General features: G+C 63.4%; 18 protein-coding genes. 10 read left to right on the top strand and 8 right to left on the bottom strand.

Annotated elements, in window-relative coordinates:
- Positions 1 to 67 precede the first annotated feature (67 nt).
- The 4 genes from mmsB to FQ746_RS10320 all read right to left on the bottom strand — a co-directional run bounded on the left by mmsB (position 68) and on the right by FQ746_RS10320 (position 5,531).
- Positions 68 to 970 (bottom strand): 3-hydroxyisobutyrate dehydrogenase, encoded by a 903-nt coding sequence (mmsB, locus tag FQ746_RS10335; protein WP_144109098.1) that lies wholly within the window; start codon positions 968 to 970, stop codon positions 68 to 70.
- Between the two features lie 30 nt (positions 971 to 1,000).
- Positions 1,001 to 2,521: a CoA-acylating methylmalonate-semialdehyde dehydrogenase gene (locus tag FQ746_RS10330; protein WP_144109096.1), complete on the bottom strand. Its 1,521-nt coding sequence runs from the start codon at positions 2,519 to 2,521 to the stop codon at positions 1,001 to 1,003.
- Positions 2,522 to 2,588: 67 nt separating this feature from the next.
- Positions 2,589 to 4,280: an AMP-binding protein gene (locus FQ746_RS10325; RefSeq protein WP_144109094.1), complete on the bottom strand. Its 1,692-nt coding sequence runs from the start codon at positions 4,278 to 4,280 to the stop codon at positions 2,589 to 2,591.
- 117 nt (positions 4,281 to 4,397) lie between these two features.
- Positions 4,398 to 5,531 carry an acyl-CoA dehydrogenase gene (locus FQ746_RS10320; protein ID WP_144109092.1) on the bottom strand — a complete coding sequence of 378 codons (1,134 nt, stop codon included), beginning with the start codon at positions 5,529 to 5,531 and terminating at the stop codon, positions 4,398 to 4,400.
- Between the two features lie 208 nt (positions 5,532 to 5,739).
- On the opposite strand from FQ746_RS10320, the gene FQ746_RS10315 reads away from it, so the two are divergent.
- The 4 genes from FQ746_RS10315 to FQ746_RS10300 all read left to right on the top strand — a co-directional run bounded on the left by FQ746_RS10315 (position 5,740) and on the right by FQ746_RS10300 (position 9,387).
- Positions 5,740 to 6,768, top strand: coding sequence for an AraC family transcriptional regulator (locus FQ746_RS10315; RefSeq protein WP_144109090.1), 1,029 nt, complete (start codon positions 5,740 to 5,742; stop codon positions 6,766 to 6,768).
- 145 nt (positions 6,769 to 6,913) lie between these two features.
- Complete coding sequence (locus FQ746_RS10310) at positions 6,914 to 7,171, top strand: DUF4148 domain-containing protein (protein ID WP_144109088.1); 258 nt, start codon at positions 6,914 to 6,916, stop codon at positions 7,169 to 7,171.
- 256 nt (positions 7,172 to 7,427) lie between these two features.
- Positions 7,428 to 8,729 carry an NCS2 family permease gene (locus tag FQ746_RS10305; RefSeq protein ID WP_144109086.1) on the top strand — a complete coding sequence of 434 codons (1,302 nt, stop codon included), beginning with the start codon at positions 7,428 to 7,430 and terminating at the stop codon, positions 8,727 to 8,729.
- 121 nt (positions 8,730 to 8,850) lie between these two features.
- On the top strand, positions 8,851 to 9,387 hold the full coding sequence (locus FQ746_RS10300; protein ID WP_144109084.1) for a cytochrome b: 537 nt from the start codon (positions 8,851 to 8,853) through the stop codon (positions 9,385 to 9,387).
- A gap of 76 nt (positions 9,388 to 9,463) precedes the next feature.
- On the opposite strand, the gene FQ746_RS10295 is transcribed toward FQ746_RS10300, so the two are convergent.
- Positions 9,464 to 9,754, bottom strand: a complete 291-nt coding sequence (locus tag FQ746_RS10295; protein ID WP_144109082.1) for a DUF1488 domain-containing protein — start codon at positions 9,752 to 9,754, stop codon at positions 9,464 to 9,466.
- A 428-nt stretch (positions 9,755 to 10,182) separates the two neighbouring features.
- Here FQ746_RS10295 and FQ746_RS10290 point away from each other — a divergent pair, with 428 nt between their 5' ends.
- Complete coding sequence (locus tag FQ746_RS10290) at positions 10,183 to 12,198, top strand: sigma-54-dependent Fis family transcriptional regulator (protein ID WP_144109080.1); 2,016 nt, start codon at positions 10,183 to 10,185, stop codon at positions 12,196 to 12,198.
- A 72-nt stretch (positions 12,199 to 12,270) separates the two neighbouring features.
- Entirely contained in the window at positions 12,271 to 12,585 is a 315-nt protein-coding gene (locus FQ746_RS10285) for a 2Fe-2S iron-sulfur cluster-binding protein (RefSeq protein ID WP_144109078.1), read from the top strand.
- Positions 12,586 to 12,610: 25 nt separating this feature from the next.
- On the opposite strand, the gene FQ746_RS10280 is transcribed toward FQ746_RS10285, so the two are convergent.
- From FQ746_RS10280 to FQ746_RS10270, 3 genes are read right to left on the bottom strand one after another with little or no spacing between them, the layout of a single operon-like run.
- Positions 12,611 to 12,802 carry a YqaE/Pmp3 family membrane protein gene (locus FQ746_RS10280; RefSeq protein ID WP_144109076.1) on the bottom strand — a complete coding sequence of 64 codons (192 nt, stop codon included), beginning with the start codon at positions 12,800 to 12,802 and terminating at the stop codon, positions 12,611 to 12,613.
- Between the two features lie 33 nt (positions 12,803 to 12,835).
- A complete protein-coding gene (locus tag FQ746_RS10275) occupies positions 12,836 to 13,036 on the bottom strand; it encodes a DUF1653 domain-containing protein (protein ID WP_144109075.1) in 201 nt (66 codons plus the stop codon).
- A complete protein-coding gene (locus tag FQ746_RS10270) occupies positions 13,037 to 13,678 on the bottom strand; it encodes a transcriptional regulator (RefSeq protein ID WP_144109073.1) in 642 nt (213 codons plus the stop codon). It abuts the gene before it with no gap.
- A 228-nt stretch (positions 13,679 to 13,906) separates the two neighbouring features.
- On the opposite strand from FQ746_RS10270, the gene FQ746_RS10265 reads away from it, so the two are divergent.
- The 4 genes from FQ746_RS10265 (at position 13,907) to FQ746_RS10250 (ending at position 16,457) form a co-directional block, all read left to right on the top strand.
- Positions 13,907 to 14,125, top strand: coding sequence for a hypothetical protein (locus FQ746_RS10265; protein WP_144109071.1), 219 nt, complete (start codon positions 13,907 to 13,909; stop codon positions 14,123 to 14,125).
- A 609-nt stretch (positions 14,126 to 14,734) separates the two neighbouring features.
- Entirely contained in the window at positions 14,735 to 15,016 is a 282-nt protein-coding gene (locus tag FQ746_RS10260; protein ID WP_073432120.1) for a hypothetical protein, read from the top strand.
- Positions 15,017 to 15,150: 134 nt separating this feature from the next.
- On the top strand, positions 15,151 to 15,423 hold the full coding sequence (gene infA / locus FQ746_RS10255) for a translation initiation factor IF-1 (protein ID WP_012427521.1): 273 nt from the start codon (positions 15,151 to 15,153) through the stop codon (positions 15,421 to 15,423).
- 458 nt (positions 15,424 to 15,881) lie between these two features.
- Positions 15,882 to 16,457: an ANTAR domain-containing response regulator gene (locus tag FQ746_RS10250; RefSeq protein WP_144109069.1), complete on the top strand. Its 576-nt coding sequence runs from the start codon at positions 15,882 to 15,884 to the stop codon at positions 16,455 to 16,457.
- Positions 16,458 to 16,465: the final 8 nt, after the last annotated feature.

The raw sequence follows: 16,465 nt of genomic DNA, 5'->3' as shown, positions 1-16,465 counted from the left end.
GGAAAAACGATGCAGCGCCTCGTTGAGCGGAGGGCAATGCATCGTGCTCGGTCCGAGTCGACGGTGGCTAAACCCCGCCTTCTTTCCCGTCGTTCCGGTAAAGCTTGATGACCGCGGAAAAATCGAGCCGGCCTGCGCCCTGCGTGCTCATCGTCTGATAAAGCTGCTGCGCGAGTGCACCCAGATACACGGGTCGACGCGCGCTCTTCGCGGCGTCCGTCGCGAGACCCAGGTCCTTCAGCATCAGATCGGTACCGAATCCGCCGGTGTATCCGCGTGAAGACGGCGCCGTCCCGATTACGCCGGGCATCGGATTGCAGGTATCCGAACTCCAGCAACGCCCGGTCGAGGTATTGATGATGCCGCCCAGCACGTTCGCGTCGATACCGAGCGCTTCGCCCAGCGACATCGCTTCGGCCACGCCCGCCATCGTGATGCCGAGCACCAGGTTGTTGCAGATTTTCGCGACCTGGCCTGTGCCGGTGTCGCCGCAATGCACGATGTTCTTGCCCATCGCCGAGAGCACCGGTTTGACCTGCTCGAACGTGCTCGCGCTGCCGCCCACCATGAAGGTCAACGTGCCGGCCTGCGCGCCGCCGGTGCCGCCGGACACGGGCGCATCGACGAATGCGCTGCCCTGGCGGCCGGCGAGTTCCGCGAACGCTTTCACGCTTGCGGGATCGATCGTGCTCGAATCGATGACGGTGACGCCGTCGCCGAGACCCGCCAGCACGCCGTCGTCCGCCGTCAGCACGTGCCGGACGTGCGCCGCGGCCGGCAGCATCGTGATGACACATTGCGCGTCGGTCGCCGCCGCTTTCGGCGAGGCGGCCGCTGTCGCGCCGGCGTCCACCAGCGCCTGCACGGCTTTCGCGTCGAGGTCGAACACGCTCAGCGCGTGACCGGCCTTGAGCAGGTTGTGCGCCATCGGCGCACCCATGTTGCCGAGTCCGATAAAGCCGATTTTCATGATGTCGTCTCCTTGAGTCGCCTGCGGGCTTCAGCGCAGGCTGATGGTGGTGTTGACGCCGTCGTTGACCGTGTCGTCGTCGAACCAGCGCGCGGTGACGGTTTTGGTCTGCGTGTAGAACTGCACGACCTGTTTGCCGTACGGGCCGAGATCGCCGAGCTTGGAGCCGCGCGAACCGGTGAAGCTGAAAAACGGCACCGGCACGGGAATCGGAATGTTGATACCCACCTGGCCGATATCGATCTCGCTCTGGAATTTGCGCGCCGCCGCACCGCTTTGCGTAAACAGTCCGACGCCATTGCCGAACGGGTTGCGATTGACGAGCGCGATGGCGTCGTCGAGCGTCGCGGCGCTCAGCACCACCAGCACCGGCCCAAAAATCTCTTGCCGATAGATTTCCATCTCCGTCGTCACGTCCGTGAAAATCGTCGGGCCGATGAAGTTGCCCTGCTCGTAGCCGGCCACTTTTACGTCGCGTCCATCAAGCGCCAGCGTCGCGCCTTCGTTCACCCCGGTTTCGATCAGGCCGAGAATGCGTTGCTTCGCGGCGCGCGACACTACCGGGCCGACGTCGGTATTCGGCTCATGGCCGGCGTTCACCTTCAGCGTCTTCGCACGGGCGACGAGGTCCGGCAACCATTGCTGCGCGGCGCCCACCAGCACCACGACCGAGGTCGCCATGCAGCGCTGCCCCGCCGCGCCAAAGCCGGCACCCGCGAGCGCGTTCAGCGCCTGTTCCCGGTTCGCGTCGGGCAGCACGACGGCGTGGTTCTTCGCGCCCATCATCGACTGCACGCGTTTGCCATGCTCGCTGCCGAGGCGGTACACGTGCGTGCCGACCGCCGTCGAACCGACGAACGAAATGGCCTTGACGAGTTCGTGCGTGCACAGCGCGTCGACCACGTCCTTGCCGCCGTGCACGACGTTCAGCACGCCTTTGGGCACGCCGGCTTCGAGCGCGAGTTCGACCAGTTGCATGGTCGACATCGGATCCTGCTCCGATGGTTTGAGCACGAAGGTATTGCCGCAGACGATCGCCATCGGAAACATCCACAGCGGGATCATCGCGGGGAAATTGAACGGCGTGATGCCGACGCACACGCCGATCGGCTGACGCAGCGTATAGGTGTCCACGCCGCCGGCGACGTTTTCGGCGAATTCGCCTTGCTGCAAGGTGCCGATCGAACACGCGTGCTCGACCACTTCGAGACCGCGGAAAATATCGCCTTCCGCATCGGGGATCGTTTTACCCTGCTCGGCGCTCAGGGTCTTCGCGATACGCGGCGAATGCTCGCGAATCAGCGCCTGAAACTTCAGCATGATGCGCATGCGCGCGCCGATCGGCGTGTCCTTCCAGGTCTTGAACGCGGCATGCGCGCTGCGGATCGCCTCGTCGACTTCGCCGGCGGTAGCGAACGGCACACGCGCCAGCACCTCTTGCGTCGCGGGATTGACGATATCGCGCCACTCGGTCGTCTTCGATTCGACGAACTCGCCGTTGATCAGCAGTTTGACGTGAGTGACGGTTTGGTTCGAAGCAGATGCATTCATGCTGAAACTCCTGTGCAGTGGCCGCACGGCGGCCGGACCGTGATCCGGAATCCTGAATTCGCGGGAATCAACGCAGATCGGGGAAGTCTTCCTCCCAATACTCGCCGGGCAGACGCGCGGGCTCGGCCTCGCGTTCCATCTCGCGGCGTCGCAGTTCGACGCGGCGAATCTTTCCCGAAATGGTCTTGGGCAATTCGCTGAATTGCAGACGGCGAATCCGCTTGTACGGCGCAAGCTTTTCGCGCGAAAACGCGAACACCGCGCGGGCCAGTTCGGGACCGGCTTCGTAGCCCTGGCGCACGGTGACGAATGCCTTCGGTACCGAGAGACGCAACGCGTCCGCGCTCGGCACCACCGCCGCCTCGCCGATCGCGGCGTGCTCGATCAGCACGCTTTCGAGTTCGAACGGACTGAGCCGGTAGTCGGACGATTTGAAGACATCGTCGGCGCGGCCGACGTACACGTAATAGCCGTCGTCGCGTCGCAGCGCGACGTCGGAAGTGCGATAGAAGCCGTTGCGCATCGCTTGCGCGGTGGCGTTCGCGTTGTTGGCGTAACCCGCCATCAGGCCGAGCGGGCGATCGGCGAGCGGCAACGAGATTTCGCCTTCGGTGACGGGCTGGTCGTCGGCGTCGAGCAGTTCGACTGCATAGCCGGGCAGCGGCCGGCCCATCGAGCCCGGCACCAACGGTTGTCCTGGCGGATTGCCGATCTGGCAGGTGGTTTCGGTCTGACCGAAACCGTCGCGTATGGTCATGCCCCACGCGTGCCTGACCCGCTCGATGATCTCTGGATTCAGCGGCTCGCCCGCGCCGACGATCTCGCGCAACTTCACCGGATAGTCGGCCAGCGGCTCCTGCACCAGCATCCGCCAGACCGTCGGCGGCGCGCACAGGGTGGTGACGTTGAAACGCACCAGCACGTCGAGCGTCTCTTTCGGCACGAAGCGCGCGAAGTTGTAGACGAACACGCAAGCCTGCGCATTCCACGGCGCGTAGAAGCAGCTCCATGCGTGCTTGGCCCAGCCCGGCGAGCTGATGTTCCAGTGAATGTCGTTGGGTTGCAGGCCGATCCAGTACATCGTCGACAGATGGCCGACCGGATAGCTTTGATGCGTATGCTCGACGAGCTTCGGCTTGGAGGTGGTGCCGGAAGTGAAATACAGCAGCAGCGGATCGGTCGCGCGCGTCACGCCTTCGGGCGTGAACTGCGGCGCGGCATCGTAAGCGGCGGCGAGATCGATCCAGCCGTCGCGCGGCGTACCAACCGAAAAGCGCGTCAGCGGCACGTCCAGCGACTCGAACTTCTCCAGCTCCGTGCTATCCACCACCACGAACTTCGCCCCGCCGATCTGCACCCGGTCGCGCACGTCGTCGGCGGAAAGCTGGGTCGTCGCGGGCAGCACGATGGCGCCCAGTTTCATCGCGGCGAGCATCACGTCCCATAGTTCGACGCGATTCGGCAGCATCAGCAGCAGACGGTCGCCGCGCCCCACGCCGACGCCGCGCAGAAAATTGGCCATGCGCGACGAGCGTTCGGACATCTGCGCGTACGACAGACGCAGGCCTTCGGTTGCCGGATCGTCGACGATCCACAGCGCCGGGTTGTCGTTGTTGCGGGCAATCGCGTCGAAATAGTCGAGCGCCCAGTTGAACTCGTCGAGTGCGGGCCAGCAAAATTCGCTGTACGCACGGTCGTAATCGGTCCGATGGCGGAATAACAGATCGCGCGCTTCGAGAAAGCCCTTCGCTGCAGTCATCGTCGTCTCCTGGTGGCGCGGTATGCGCTCTGTTTTTTGCCCGCCTGTTATTTTGCAGGCAGGCCATTTTGCGCTCAAATGCGGACGAACCCGCGTTCGAGCCGCGGAATGACCCGCTCAGACATTCCGCGCGATCACCATCCGCTGGATTTCGCTCGTGCCCTCGTAAATCTGTGTGATACGCGCGTCGCGGTAATGACGTTCGACTGCGTAGTCCTCGAGATAGCCGTAGCCGCCGTGAATCTGGATGGCGTGCGAGCAAACCTGCTCGGCCATTTCCGACGCGAACAGCTTGGCCTGCGACGCCTCCGACAGACACGGCAGGCCGGCAGTGCGCAATTTCGCCGCGTGATGCACCAGCAGCCGCGCGGCATTCAGTTGGGTCGTCATGTCGGCCAGCAGATTGGCGATCGCCTGGTGCCCGGTAAGCGCCTTGCCGAACTGGATGCGTTCGCTCGCATACACGCGCGCGGCGTCGAACGCGGCCCGCGCAATGCCGACCGCCTGCGCGGCGATGCCGATACGCCCGCCTTCGAGATTCGACAGCGCGATGCGCAAACCTTCGCCCGGCTCGCCGAGCAGATTGGCTTCCGGGATTGCGCAGTTATCGAAGGAAATCGGGCAGGTGTCGGAGGCGCGAATGCCCATCTTGTGCTCCGGCTTGCCTACGTTGAACCCCGGCGTGTCGGTCGGCACGATGAACGCCGACAGGCCGCGTTTGCCGCGCTCCGGATCGGTCACCGCGAAGACGATGGCGAGGTCCGCGCGGCCGCCGTTGGTGACGAACTGCTTGCTGCCGTTGAGAACCCACTTGCCGTCGCTGAGCACGGCGCGGGTGCGCAGGTTGTTCGCTTCGGAGCCGGCCTGCGGCTCGGTCAGACAGAAGGCGCCGACGCTGCGGCCCGCAGCGAGGTCCGGCAGATAGCGGTCTTTTTGCGCCTGAGTGCCGAAGTTCAGGATTGGTCCGCAGCCGACCGAGTTGTGCACGCTCATCAAGGTCGCGCACGAAGCGCAGCCGGCGGCGATCTCTTCGATGGCGAGCGCGTAGGCGACGTAGTCGGTGTAGGAACCGCCCCAGTCGGACGGCACGATCATGCCGAGCAGGCCGAGTTCGCCCATCTGTTTGACGACTTCGGCCGGCAGCTGCGCGTCGCGGTCCCACTGGCCCGCGTTCGGCGCGAGCTGCTCGGTCGCGAAGTCGCGCGCGGCGTCGCGGATCATGCGTTGGTCGTCGGTGTAGAGGCTGTCCATGATGTGAGTCCTGTGTTCGGTTCCAGTACGGTTCTGCGCCAGTGTAGGTAACGGCCACGAGCGCTTCGATGCTCACTGCGATCAATCTGGATGAGCGCATTTGCCATCCTGCTACCATATCGGGCGCGCGCGCCCTGCGATATCAAAGGGTTAGCCCCAGGCGTTTCGCTGCCGGTTGAGCGCTTTTGCCAGCTTTGCTCCCTCTCCCATGAAAAACACCCAGGACGATCGCGGCACGATTTCCGTCAGTCTCGTCGAAGAAACGCTGGCGCTGGCGCGCGCCGGCGGTCTCGATACGCGCGCGCTGACCGACGCCGCCGGCATCGCCGCGCCGATGCTCGCGTCGCCCAAAAGCCGCGTGTCGGCGGCGCAGTACGGCGCGTTGTGGGTCGCGATTGCGGGCGCGCTCGACGACGAGTTCTTCGGCCAGGACTCGCATGCGATGAAGCGCGGCAGCTTCGTCGCCATGACGCACAGCGCGCTCGGCGCGCGCGACGGCGCCCAGGCGCTGGCTCGCGCGGTCGGGTTCATGCGGCTCGTACTGGACGATCTCGGCGCGTCCGTCGAAACCGCTCCGCAGCACGTGCGGCTCCGTTTCGTGGAGCGTGAGGGCGCGGTACCGCCGGCCATGTTTGCGTATGCCACCTATTTCATCCTTGTGTACGGGCTGCTGTGCTGGCTCGTCGGACGACGCATTCCTCTGCTCGAAGCACGCTTTCGCTGCGCGGCGCCGCCCGCGCCGCACGAATACCGGCTGATGTTTTGCGACGAGATGGCGTTTGGCCAGAGCGAGTCGTATGTCGATCTCGCGCCCGTTTTTCTCGATCTGCCGGTCATACAGACTCCTGAATCCGCACGACGGTTTTTGCGCGCGGCGCCGGGAAACTTCATCGTCAAATATCGCAATCCGGGTTCGCTCGCCGCGCGGGTGCGCAAGACGCTGCGCGCGCTGCCGATGGCGGCATGGCCCGCCGCCGATCGGCTCGCCGCACAGTTGCATCTGGCGGAGGCCACGATGCGGCGTCATCTGAAACAGGAAGGCCATACCTATCAGTCGATCAAGGACGACCTGCGCCGCGATACCGCAATCGGCGAACTGCAGGACACGACACGCAGCATCGCCGATATCGCCGCGACGGTTGGCTTTGCGGAGCCGAGCGCGTTTCATCGCGCATTCCGCAAATGGACCGGGATGCGGCCGACCGACTACCGGACGGCGCGTCGCCAGCAACGCTAACCACGCTAAACGCGCCGGAACGGCGCCATAGCAACGTTATAGATCGCGCGGCGAAACGGTGCATTGCCTTCGATCGCCTTACTCCGCACGCACGCAAAACCTACAATTAAAAGCTTGCACTTCACCGCTCCCCAAGGAGCCCATCATGAAAAGACCTTCCCGCATCGCAATCGGCGCATTGCTAGTCGCCGGCAGTATCGGCAGCGCGTTCGCGCAAACCGCACAACCCTACAACTCAGGCGGACCTGTAACCCGCGCGCAGGTCATCGCCGAACTGGCCGAGTGGCGTGCCGCCGGCTACGATCCGCTCGACTGGATCGACTATCCGCAGAACGCGCAGCGCGCCGGGCAGATCGTCGCCGCGCGTCACGCACAGCAATCAGGCGCCACGCTCACGCAGTAAATAGCGCGTCCGGTCACTACGACCTGGACGGCTGCCCGTGACTGCAATGGTCACGGGCATTAAAGCTTCCGCCTGTTTTCACCTGTTTCATCGATCGCGGCTTTCGGGCCCGCGTCCCTATCGCCTCATCCCCATCGTGTTTACAATCCGGCCGTGATCGTGGCTGGCGACTGCGCATGCTTTCGACGCCCGCTACATCACATCGTTTCCGTTCAAGCAGAACCAGTACAACCCAGAACAACCCGGGACCCGCCTCATGGACTCCATCAAACGCTACTTCGGCTTCGACGCGGCCGGCACCAACCTGCGCACCGAAGTGCTCGCCGGGCTGACCACCTTCCTGACGATGGCCTACATCATCTTCGTCAATCCGGCGATTCTCGGCGACGCCGGCATGCCGAAGGACGCGGTGTTCGTCGCGACCTGCATCGTCGCGGCGCTCGCCTCGCTGATCATGGGGTTTTATGCGAACTACCCGATCGCGCTTGCGCCCGGCATGGGTCTGAACGCGTACTTCGCGTACACCGTGGTGAAAGGCATGGGCTTCACCTGGCAAGCGGCGCTCGGCGCGGTGTTCATCTCCGGTTGCCTGTTCCTGATCGTCACGCTGTTTCGCGTGCGCGAAGTGATCGTCAACGGCATTCCGCATTCGATACGCATTGCCATTACCGGCGGCATCGGTCTCTTTCTCGCGATCATTTCGCTGAAGACCGCCGGCGTCGTGGTCGGCAATCCGGCCACGCTGGTCACGCTCGGCGACCTGCACAATCCGCATGTGATTCTCGCGGTGGTGGGCTTCTTCGCGATCGTCGCGCTCGACTATCTGCGCGTGCGCGGCGCGATTCTGATCGGTATCGTCGGCGTGACCGTGTTGAGCTTTTTCTTCGGCGGCAACCAGTTTCATGGAATCGTTTCCGCGCCGCCGTCCATCGCGCCGACGCTGTTCCAGCTCGACATCCGCGGCGCGCTGTCCGGCGGCGTGCTGAACGTGATCCTCGTGTTCTTCCTGGTCGAACTGTTCGATGCAACCGGCACGCTGATGGGCGTGGCGAACCGCGCCGGTCTGCTGGTCGAAGGCAAGATGCACCGGTTGAACCGCGCGCTGCTTGCCGATAGCACGGCGATTCTGGCGGGTTCGATGCTCGGCACGTCCTCGACCACCGCGTATATCGAAAGCGCATCGGGCGTGCAGGCCGGCGGCCGTACGGGCGTCACGGCGATCACCGTCGCCGTGCTGTTTCTCGCCGCGCTGTTCTTCGCGCCGCTGGCCGGCGTGGTGCCGGGCTACGCGACGGCGCCGGCGCTGCTGTACGTGTCGTGCCTGATGCTGCGCGAAATGCTCGATCTGCCGTGGGACGATGCGACCGAAGTCGTGCCGGCCGCCCTCACCGCGTTGCTGATGCCGTTCACGTATTCGATTGCGAACGGTGTCGCGTTCGGCTTCATCTCCTATGCGGGGCTCAAGCTGCTGACCGGCCAGGCGCGCAAGGTGAAACTGGTCGTGTGGATCATCGCGGCGATTTTTCTGTTCCGCTATTTCTATCTCGGCAGCGAATAACAACCCGGGGCTTCCTCGGTCTGGAACGGTCAGGATCGATTCAAGGTGTCTATTCAGATGGGCACCGTTTATGATCCGAAGATTGATAAAAAAAATCGACCAGTACACGGGAGTTCCCTGCATGTCCTATAGCCGCACCGCGGACCGCTACACGCGGCCCGCCATTCTGTTTCACTGGCTGATTTTTCTGCTCATCGCGCTCGCGTATCTCGCGATCGAAATTCGCGGCCCCAAAGGCACCGATAGCCGCGCTTTCTGGAGCAGCGTGCATTTCTGGGCGGGGACACTCGTGCTGAGTTTGTCGGTTCTGCGCCTGCTGTGGCGGCTATGGGCCGGCGCCCCGGAAGAAATCGATCACAACCGGCTACTCGCGTTTCTCGCGCGCGCCGCGCATCTCGCGCTTTATGTATTCATGTTCGCGCAGCCGCTACTCGGCATTCTGATGATCAACACCGGCGGTCATCCCGTGACACTCGCGTGGCTGAATGTTCAGTACACGCTGGTTGGCGCGGATGCCATTGCGCGTCCGGTGCTGAAAAATGCACACGTGTGGCTGGGCAATGCGTTCTATTGGGTGATCGGACTGCACGCGCTCGCGGCGATCGTGCATCACGTGCTGTTTAAAGATCGCACGCTGCGGCGGATGACCGGCAGCTGATTCAACGATGTAGGGCGACGGGCGATTGATGCCCGGCCGGAGAGAAGCCGGGACGCCGCCGCGTTCGGACTGTCAACTAATTACGCCAGTTCGCTTCGTAGAAGCGCACATAGCCGCTTCTTAACACGAGACATTGCGCGCGGGTTTCCGACAGCAGACGGCGCGTCGCGGCTTCGATGCGGGAGCGGTGCGTGTCGAACGCGCCGACCATGTCTTCCAGACGCGGCGACGCGGCACCGAAATGATCTTCGAGCGCCTCCGCCGTGATCATGCATTCCACCCTTTCGCCGTCGATCATCGCCGGAAACGCCAGGGTTAACTCGCGGTCTGAATACTCAGGGCTTTCGTTGGGGAACAGGATCTGCATGGAATCCACCTGGAAAAGACGGCATAGGCACTGGGTCGGATCGTGCGCATGCGGTTGGGTCGGGTCGCGCTGGCAGCTGCTTCCTCCTCGTCCAATGCTGGTGGCGCGGGCTCGTCACCTCGCGGCGGCAACACGATTCGCGCCGCGCGGAAGTGAATTGATTCACTTTAGACGAGTTCGGCAACGGCGCAAGTTTTCCTTTTTGTTCGTGTTTGCCGTGCCCGCTCGTCGTGTCCGGTAACGAGGCATTTCGCGGCAAACTGCCCGGCCAGATAGCAGCGCGGGCTGGCCCGAAGAGGCCGCGCCGGTCGATGCGCACCACGCGATTCGTCCTGTAATATCGGTGTTCGGTCGTCAGCGCCATTGGTGCGCTGCGGTATAGCACGGCGGACCACGCATCCGTCGGCGCCGATCACCGGAGACAAGCCTTGACCCATCGTTCCGCCACGCCGCCCGTCCCCGGCCGGCCAGATGTCATTGCGCAAGCTCATGCGCGCTCGCTCGAACTCGGGCTGCGCGCGTCCGAAACGCCCGACTTCCACCCGCTGCGCCGCCCGGCGCTGCAAGAGCTGGTGGAACGTAACCAGTCGCTTTATCTGCACGCGTTGCCGGTCATGGAAACGCTGCACGCGCAAATCGTCGATACGCAGAGCATGGTGCTGCTCACCGACAATCACGGCGTGATTCTGCACAGCCTCGGCGACAGCGACTTCGTCGAAAAAGCCAATCGTGTCGCGCTGTGTCCGGGCGTGTCGTGGGCGGAAGCCGATCGCGGCACCAATGCCATCGGCACCGCGCTCACCGACGGGCAACCGACCGTTGTGCACGCGGAAGAACACTTCCTGCATGCCAACCGCATTCTCACCTGCTCGTGCGCGCCGATTGCCGATCCGTTCGGACGCACCATCGGCGCGCTGGACGTGAGCGGCGATACGCGCGGTTTCCACAAACACACGCTGGCGCTCGTGCGCATGTCGGCGCAGATGATCGAGAATCACCTGTTCTCCAATCAGTTCGCCGATGCGGTTCGCGTCCATTTTCATGCGCGCGCGGAATTCATCGGCACGCTGTTCGAAGGGCTCGCGGCGTTCGCGCCGGATGGCGCATTCCTGTCCGCGAACCGCAGCGCGCTGTTCCAGTTCGGCCAGCCGCTCGCCCAGTTGCAGAAGCAACCATTCGAAGCACTGTTCGGCGTCGCGTTCGCGCGGCTCCTGCAACAGATCGCGCGAGCGCCCGGCGAGAGCGTGGAGTTGACGCTGCCGAGCGGCGTGCGGGTGCTCGCACGCGGCGACTATGCGACCGCACGTTTTATCGCACCGGGCAGCGAGGCGGCGCAGAGCGCTTCTTCCGCTGCGTGGCGCGGCGCGCCCGCGAGTCATGTGCGGCCCGCGACGGCACCATCCGCTCGCGCCGCGGAGCCGACGCCCTTCGCCACGCTAGCCGAGCTCGACACCGGCGACGCACAGGTCAGCGCAATTCTGCGACGTGTCGCGAAGCTACGCGGACGCGACATTCCGATGCTTATTCTGGGCAGGACCGGCACGGGCAAAGAATGGCTTGCGCGCGCGATTCACCACGATTCGCCGCGGCGCAGTGCGCCGTTCATCGCGCTGAATTGCGCGTCGTTGCCGGATACGTTGATCGAAGCCGAGCTGTTCGGCTACGAAGACGGCGCATTCACCGGCGCACGCAAACGCGGCAGCGTCGGCAAGATCGTGCAGGCGGACGGGGGCACATTGTTCCTCGACGAGATCGGCGATATGCCGTTGGCGCAGCAGGTGCGTCTGATGCGCGTGCTGCAGGAACGCAGCGTCGTGCCGCTCGGCGGAACGCGGGCGATTCCCGTCGACCTGCGGATCGTCTGCGCGACCCACCGCAATCTGCGCGCGATGATCGAGGCCGGCACGTTCCGCGAAGACCTGTACTACCGGATCAACGGGCTCGTGGTGACGTTGCCCGCGCTGCGCGAGCGTAGCGATCTGACCACGCTGGTCGCGCGCATGCTGGCCTTGCAGCCCGAAGGCGAGCGTCTGCCGCAACGCGTTTCCGCCGCCGTGCTGGCGCGTTTTGCGCAATGCCGCTGGCCGGGCAATCTGCGGCAACTGGCGAATGTGCTGCGTACTGCCGGCATCATGGCGGAAGGCGCGCAACAGATCGAACTCGACGATCTGCCGGAAGATTTTCTGCAGGATTGTATCGTTGAGCACGCCGACCAGGACGCGCGTGAATGCGTCGCGCAGGTAGTCCCGGACCGAGCTACCTCCGCCAGTTCTTTTGCGACCGCAGCAGCGGAAATGCCCGCGCGAATGGAGGATTTGCAGACCACACTGATTGCGCAGACACTCGCTCGCCTTAACGGCAACGTGTCGGCCGCGGCGCGCGAGTTAGGGTTGGCGCGCAACACCATCTACCGCTATATGCGACGCGAGCAGGCGACACACTGAGTACGCAGCGGCCCGACGATGGCGGCGCCTTGGCGTGTAAAGTGTGGCGCACTCCGTCACCCTACCGATACGATGCCCGATTCCCCTTGCCCGCCGCTCGTTCGCGTGGAACCGCTCGGCCAGAGCTTCGAGGCGCCCGATTCGCTGACCATTCTCGAAGCCGCCGGTTTCGCCAATCTGCATTTGCCGCGTTCGTGCCGCAATGGCACGTGCCGGACGTGCCTGTGCAAGATGCTTTCGGGAAGCGTGCGCTATACGATCGAGTGGCCGGGGTTGAGCCGGGAAGAAAAGGCAGAGGGTTATATCCTGCCGTGCGTGGCCATTGCCGAGACCGACGTGGTGATCGAAACCGAAGGCGCGCGAACGTTACCGCTTCGCGAGGCGTGAGCAATCAACATTCAGCAACTAGCGGTTAGCGACTGCCCGTTGCACGCGCGATTTTCTTGTCGGTGGTGTACTGGCTGAGCGCATACACCGACCAGATTGCGGCGGGAATCCAGCCGATCAGCGTGATCTGCAAAATCAGGCAGATGATGCCGGCAAACGGTCGGCCAATCGTGAAGAATTGAAACCACGGCAAAATAATGGCAAGCAGTAAGCGCATTCCGATGTCCTGTCGATTGAATTGGCGGCGCCGTCAGTCGACAGGAGCGAAGCGCTGCACGCGCTGCCCATCCACGTCGATCTGCTCGAAAAATACCGAGGCCGGTCGCGTCCAGATCGTACCATTGGCCGCTTTGTAGACGATCATCGTCACGCTGGGATCTGACTCGAGAATCGCCTCGCACACCAGTTCGTAAAGACCGCCTTTGTAATGCCGGTAACGCAGGATACTCATTCAGCCTCCCTCTTTCATCTGCTTCAAAATCTTGTAGACCGTGGCGCGTCCCATGGTCAGCACGGCCGCCACGTAGTTCGCGGAACTGCGTCCGCGAAACGCGCCTTGAGCGTGCAGCGCCTCCACGATTTCGCGCTTGTGTTCGCGTGTCAGCGCATTCAGGCCGATCTGCCGTTCGCGCAACCACGTGTGCAGGAACGTATTGATTCGGTCCTGCCAGTCGTCGCGGAACAGTTCCTCGGCCGGCGCTTCGGTCAGACTGCCGCCCTTGATGAACAGATCGAGCGTCGAGCGCACGTCCTCGAACACCGCGATATTGAAGTTGATACACAGCATGCCGGCCGGCTTGCCTTCGTCGTCGAACAGGATGTTGCTCACGCAGCGCATGCGCCGGCCGTCCCAGTTGAGCTTTTCGTACGGCCCGATGGTGCGGCCACGTGCCGCGTAATGCACTTCGTCGAGCACCGAGGGGCCGCCCACTTCGAGCTTCGACAGATTGTTCACGAGATACGCGATGGTCTGATCGCGCAGGTCGTGAATCACCACTTCGGCGCAGGGGTAGAAAAGCGCCGCTATGCCGTCCGCAACGGGGGCGTAGCGCTCCAGCAGCAGGTCTTTCAGAGACTCGTTCGTCTTGCGCATGGGAATCGTCGGGTTCGAGGTGCGCGCCGGGCAGGTGCGCTCCGGCAGCTCGCCATTGTAGCGACCGGGGCGCGCCGCCGCGACTACGCGCTGGCTGCGATGGAGGCCGCCTCGGTGCCCGCGTCGGTGCCGGCGCTAAATGCCAGCGCGAGGCGTTGGCGAATTTTGTCCGGCTGCACGCGCTTTTTTTTCGTGCGATAAGGGACTACCTAGTTCATGGAGCCCCAGATGGCCACGCTCGAAGCCTTTCGCACTGTGCTGGATGACGAAGGCACGCCGGAGATCATCCGCAATCACATCATCGATTCGCTGCAATACGCGCTGCGCAACCACGGCCAGATTTTCACTTCGAAGGAAGTCGAATGGCTCGCCAAGTGGGACGACGCCCGCATTCCGCTCGCCGCAACACGCGAACTGCAGAAACGCGTCGCCGAAACCTCGCGCTGATAACCGGTCCGATCGACCGTTCGATGCGTGGGCACCGGCCGGTCGGGCGAATCATGCCCAATATCGCTCAGAGCCTCGCCGCACGGGCGGTTCAGCCGCGCGTGGAAGTTTTTGCTATCCAATTAGCCCTATTTAGTGCATCATATTGGAATAGCTGTATTCCGAATTCGCTGCTTTAGCTGTCCGCCCATGTTTAGAAATAGGCAAGCAGCATCGGAAAGCATGCACGAGCAACGCAGTTTCAAACCGGCATCTCCGCACCACCCCCGACTGTTCGACCGCCGCCTGTTGGCGATCCCGTCACTCCGGCAATGCGCCGCCTGCATTCGCCGCCGCGAGTTGTGATGCTGAGTTGTTCAGCACTGAGCGACTCAAGAGTCGGTCAGCGTTGAGTTGGTCAGCATTTATGCGCCCGGTGTCCGCGCGACATCAGCGTGTTTCTTCTCCATCGAATCCGCGACTTTACGCGGCGCGCTCAAGCCCTTGCCATCGGGCCTGTGCCAAACCTTTTTCCATGGCGGCGCGCCCCAAGGTGCTGCGCCGCCCGGCCCATCGTGCCGCGCTTAACATGCGTGACACACCGGCCACGTAATACAGGAAACGTGCTTCATGAATTCAGTTGTCAAGACGTACAAAGGCTATGAGATTCACCCGCTCGTCTACCCGCGCCGCCCCGCGGACGGTCAAACGAGCCGCAATGCAGACGCAGGTTACGACGCTTCGGTCCGTATCTGCCGCGTGGGCGCCAATCCGGCCGCCGACGGGCGCGTGTTCCGCCTGCAGTATCTGTTTCCGTTCGACGGCACGGGCAAGGCGCGTATCGCCTGCATGGCCCACGCCGAGCAACTGATCGACGGCCGCGTAGACGGCCAGTCCGTCGCCGATCTTTAAGCGTCGCGGGCGCAACGTTTGCGCCCATCACGCGATAGCGGGCTAACCGGCCGGCTGTCAAAAGTATTTTGTGTAGCGCCGCGCGGCTCGATTGCGCGACCCACACCCCTTATCCCATCGACCAGGAGTTATGCATGGCGAAAGAAGAATTGCTCGAACTTGACGGTATCGTCGACGAAGTACTTCCGGATAGCCGGTACCGCGTGACGCTCGACAACGGCGTCGTAGTTGGCGCTTATGCGTCCGGACGTATGCGCAAGAATCACATTCGTATCCTCGCGGGCGACCGCGTGACGCTTGAACTGTCGGTCTACGACCTGACCAAAGGCCGGATCAATTTCCGTCACAAAGACGAGCGCGCTACCGGTGGCGGCGGTGCTCGCAACACGCAATTCCGTCGTCGTTGAGATCGACGGCACGCTAAATTCCATGCGCCGTTCGCGCTGCCCGGAATTTGCGAGTGTCCGACTGCTTTTAACTTGCTTTTAACTGGATCGCTCGTACGTCTTTGCGCGGGCATCGACGTTAGGTCGAGTCAGCTGGACCCGTAGTAAGCGAAGCCATTCGCGCGCCTTCTCTCGCCTGATCATCCGATTCGAGCCTGAGCGGCGCGCTGCGGCATCGCCTCGTCACATTCTGCTTTTCCCCATCCTCCTGTTTTTCGAGCAGACTTGAAGTCGGCCGAGTCGCACGCGTGCGCCACTTCGGTGCTTCGTCGGTGGACTCCCCACGGCAGTGCAGGCCCCTTTCCCCCCGCATCGACCCAAGGCAAGCAAGCCCCTGATTGCGTTGACTTCATCGCCGGACGAACCACGTTGGCATAGCAGTTGCTTTATACGTGGCCAGCCGTCGATAAACCCTCCCCATGCTGCGCGTTCTCCTCGTCACCGACACCGACAAGCCGATTGGCGACCTGCGCGACGCGCTCGCGCGCCTCGGCTATGAGATGCTGGCCGGCACTGCGACGCCGCAAGCGCTGCATCGTGTCGTGCAGAGCGAACGCCCGGACGTGATCATCATCGACACGGAATCGCCTTCGCGCGATACGCTCGAGCAACTGGCCGTGATGAACGCGACCGCGCCGCGCCCCGTACTGATGTTCAGCCACGACGCCAACCAGCAGTTGATCCGCGACGCGGTCGGTGCGGGCGTGACCGCCTACCTCGTGGAAGGCCTCGCGACGGAGCGGCTCGCGCCGATCCTCGAAGTCGCGCTGGCGCGTTTCGCGCAGGAGTCGCAGTTGCGCGAGCGTCTCGCGCAAGTCGAAAGCGAACTGGCCGAGCGCAAGTTGATCGACCGCGCCAAACGCCTGTTGATGGATCAGCAGAACCTGACCGAACCCGCCGCCTACGCCAACCTGCGCAAGCGCGCGATGAACCAGGGCGTCAAACTCGCCGAAGTCGCGCGCGCACTCGTGGCGTCGGCCGACTCGCTCAAATGAAGCGCCAA

This window comes from Paraburkholderia sp. BCC1886, assembly GCF_900996245.1.
In the GTDB taxonomy this organism is placed as follows: domain Bacteria; phylum Pseudomonadota; class Gammaproteobacteria; order Burkholderiales; family Burkholderiaceae; genus Paraburkholderia.
This window is presented reverse-complemented; position numbering and strand designations above follow the sequence as displayed.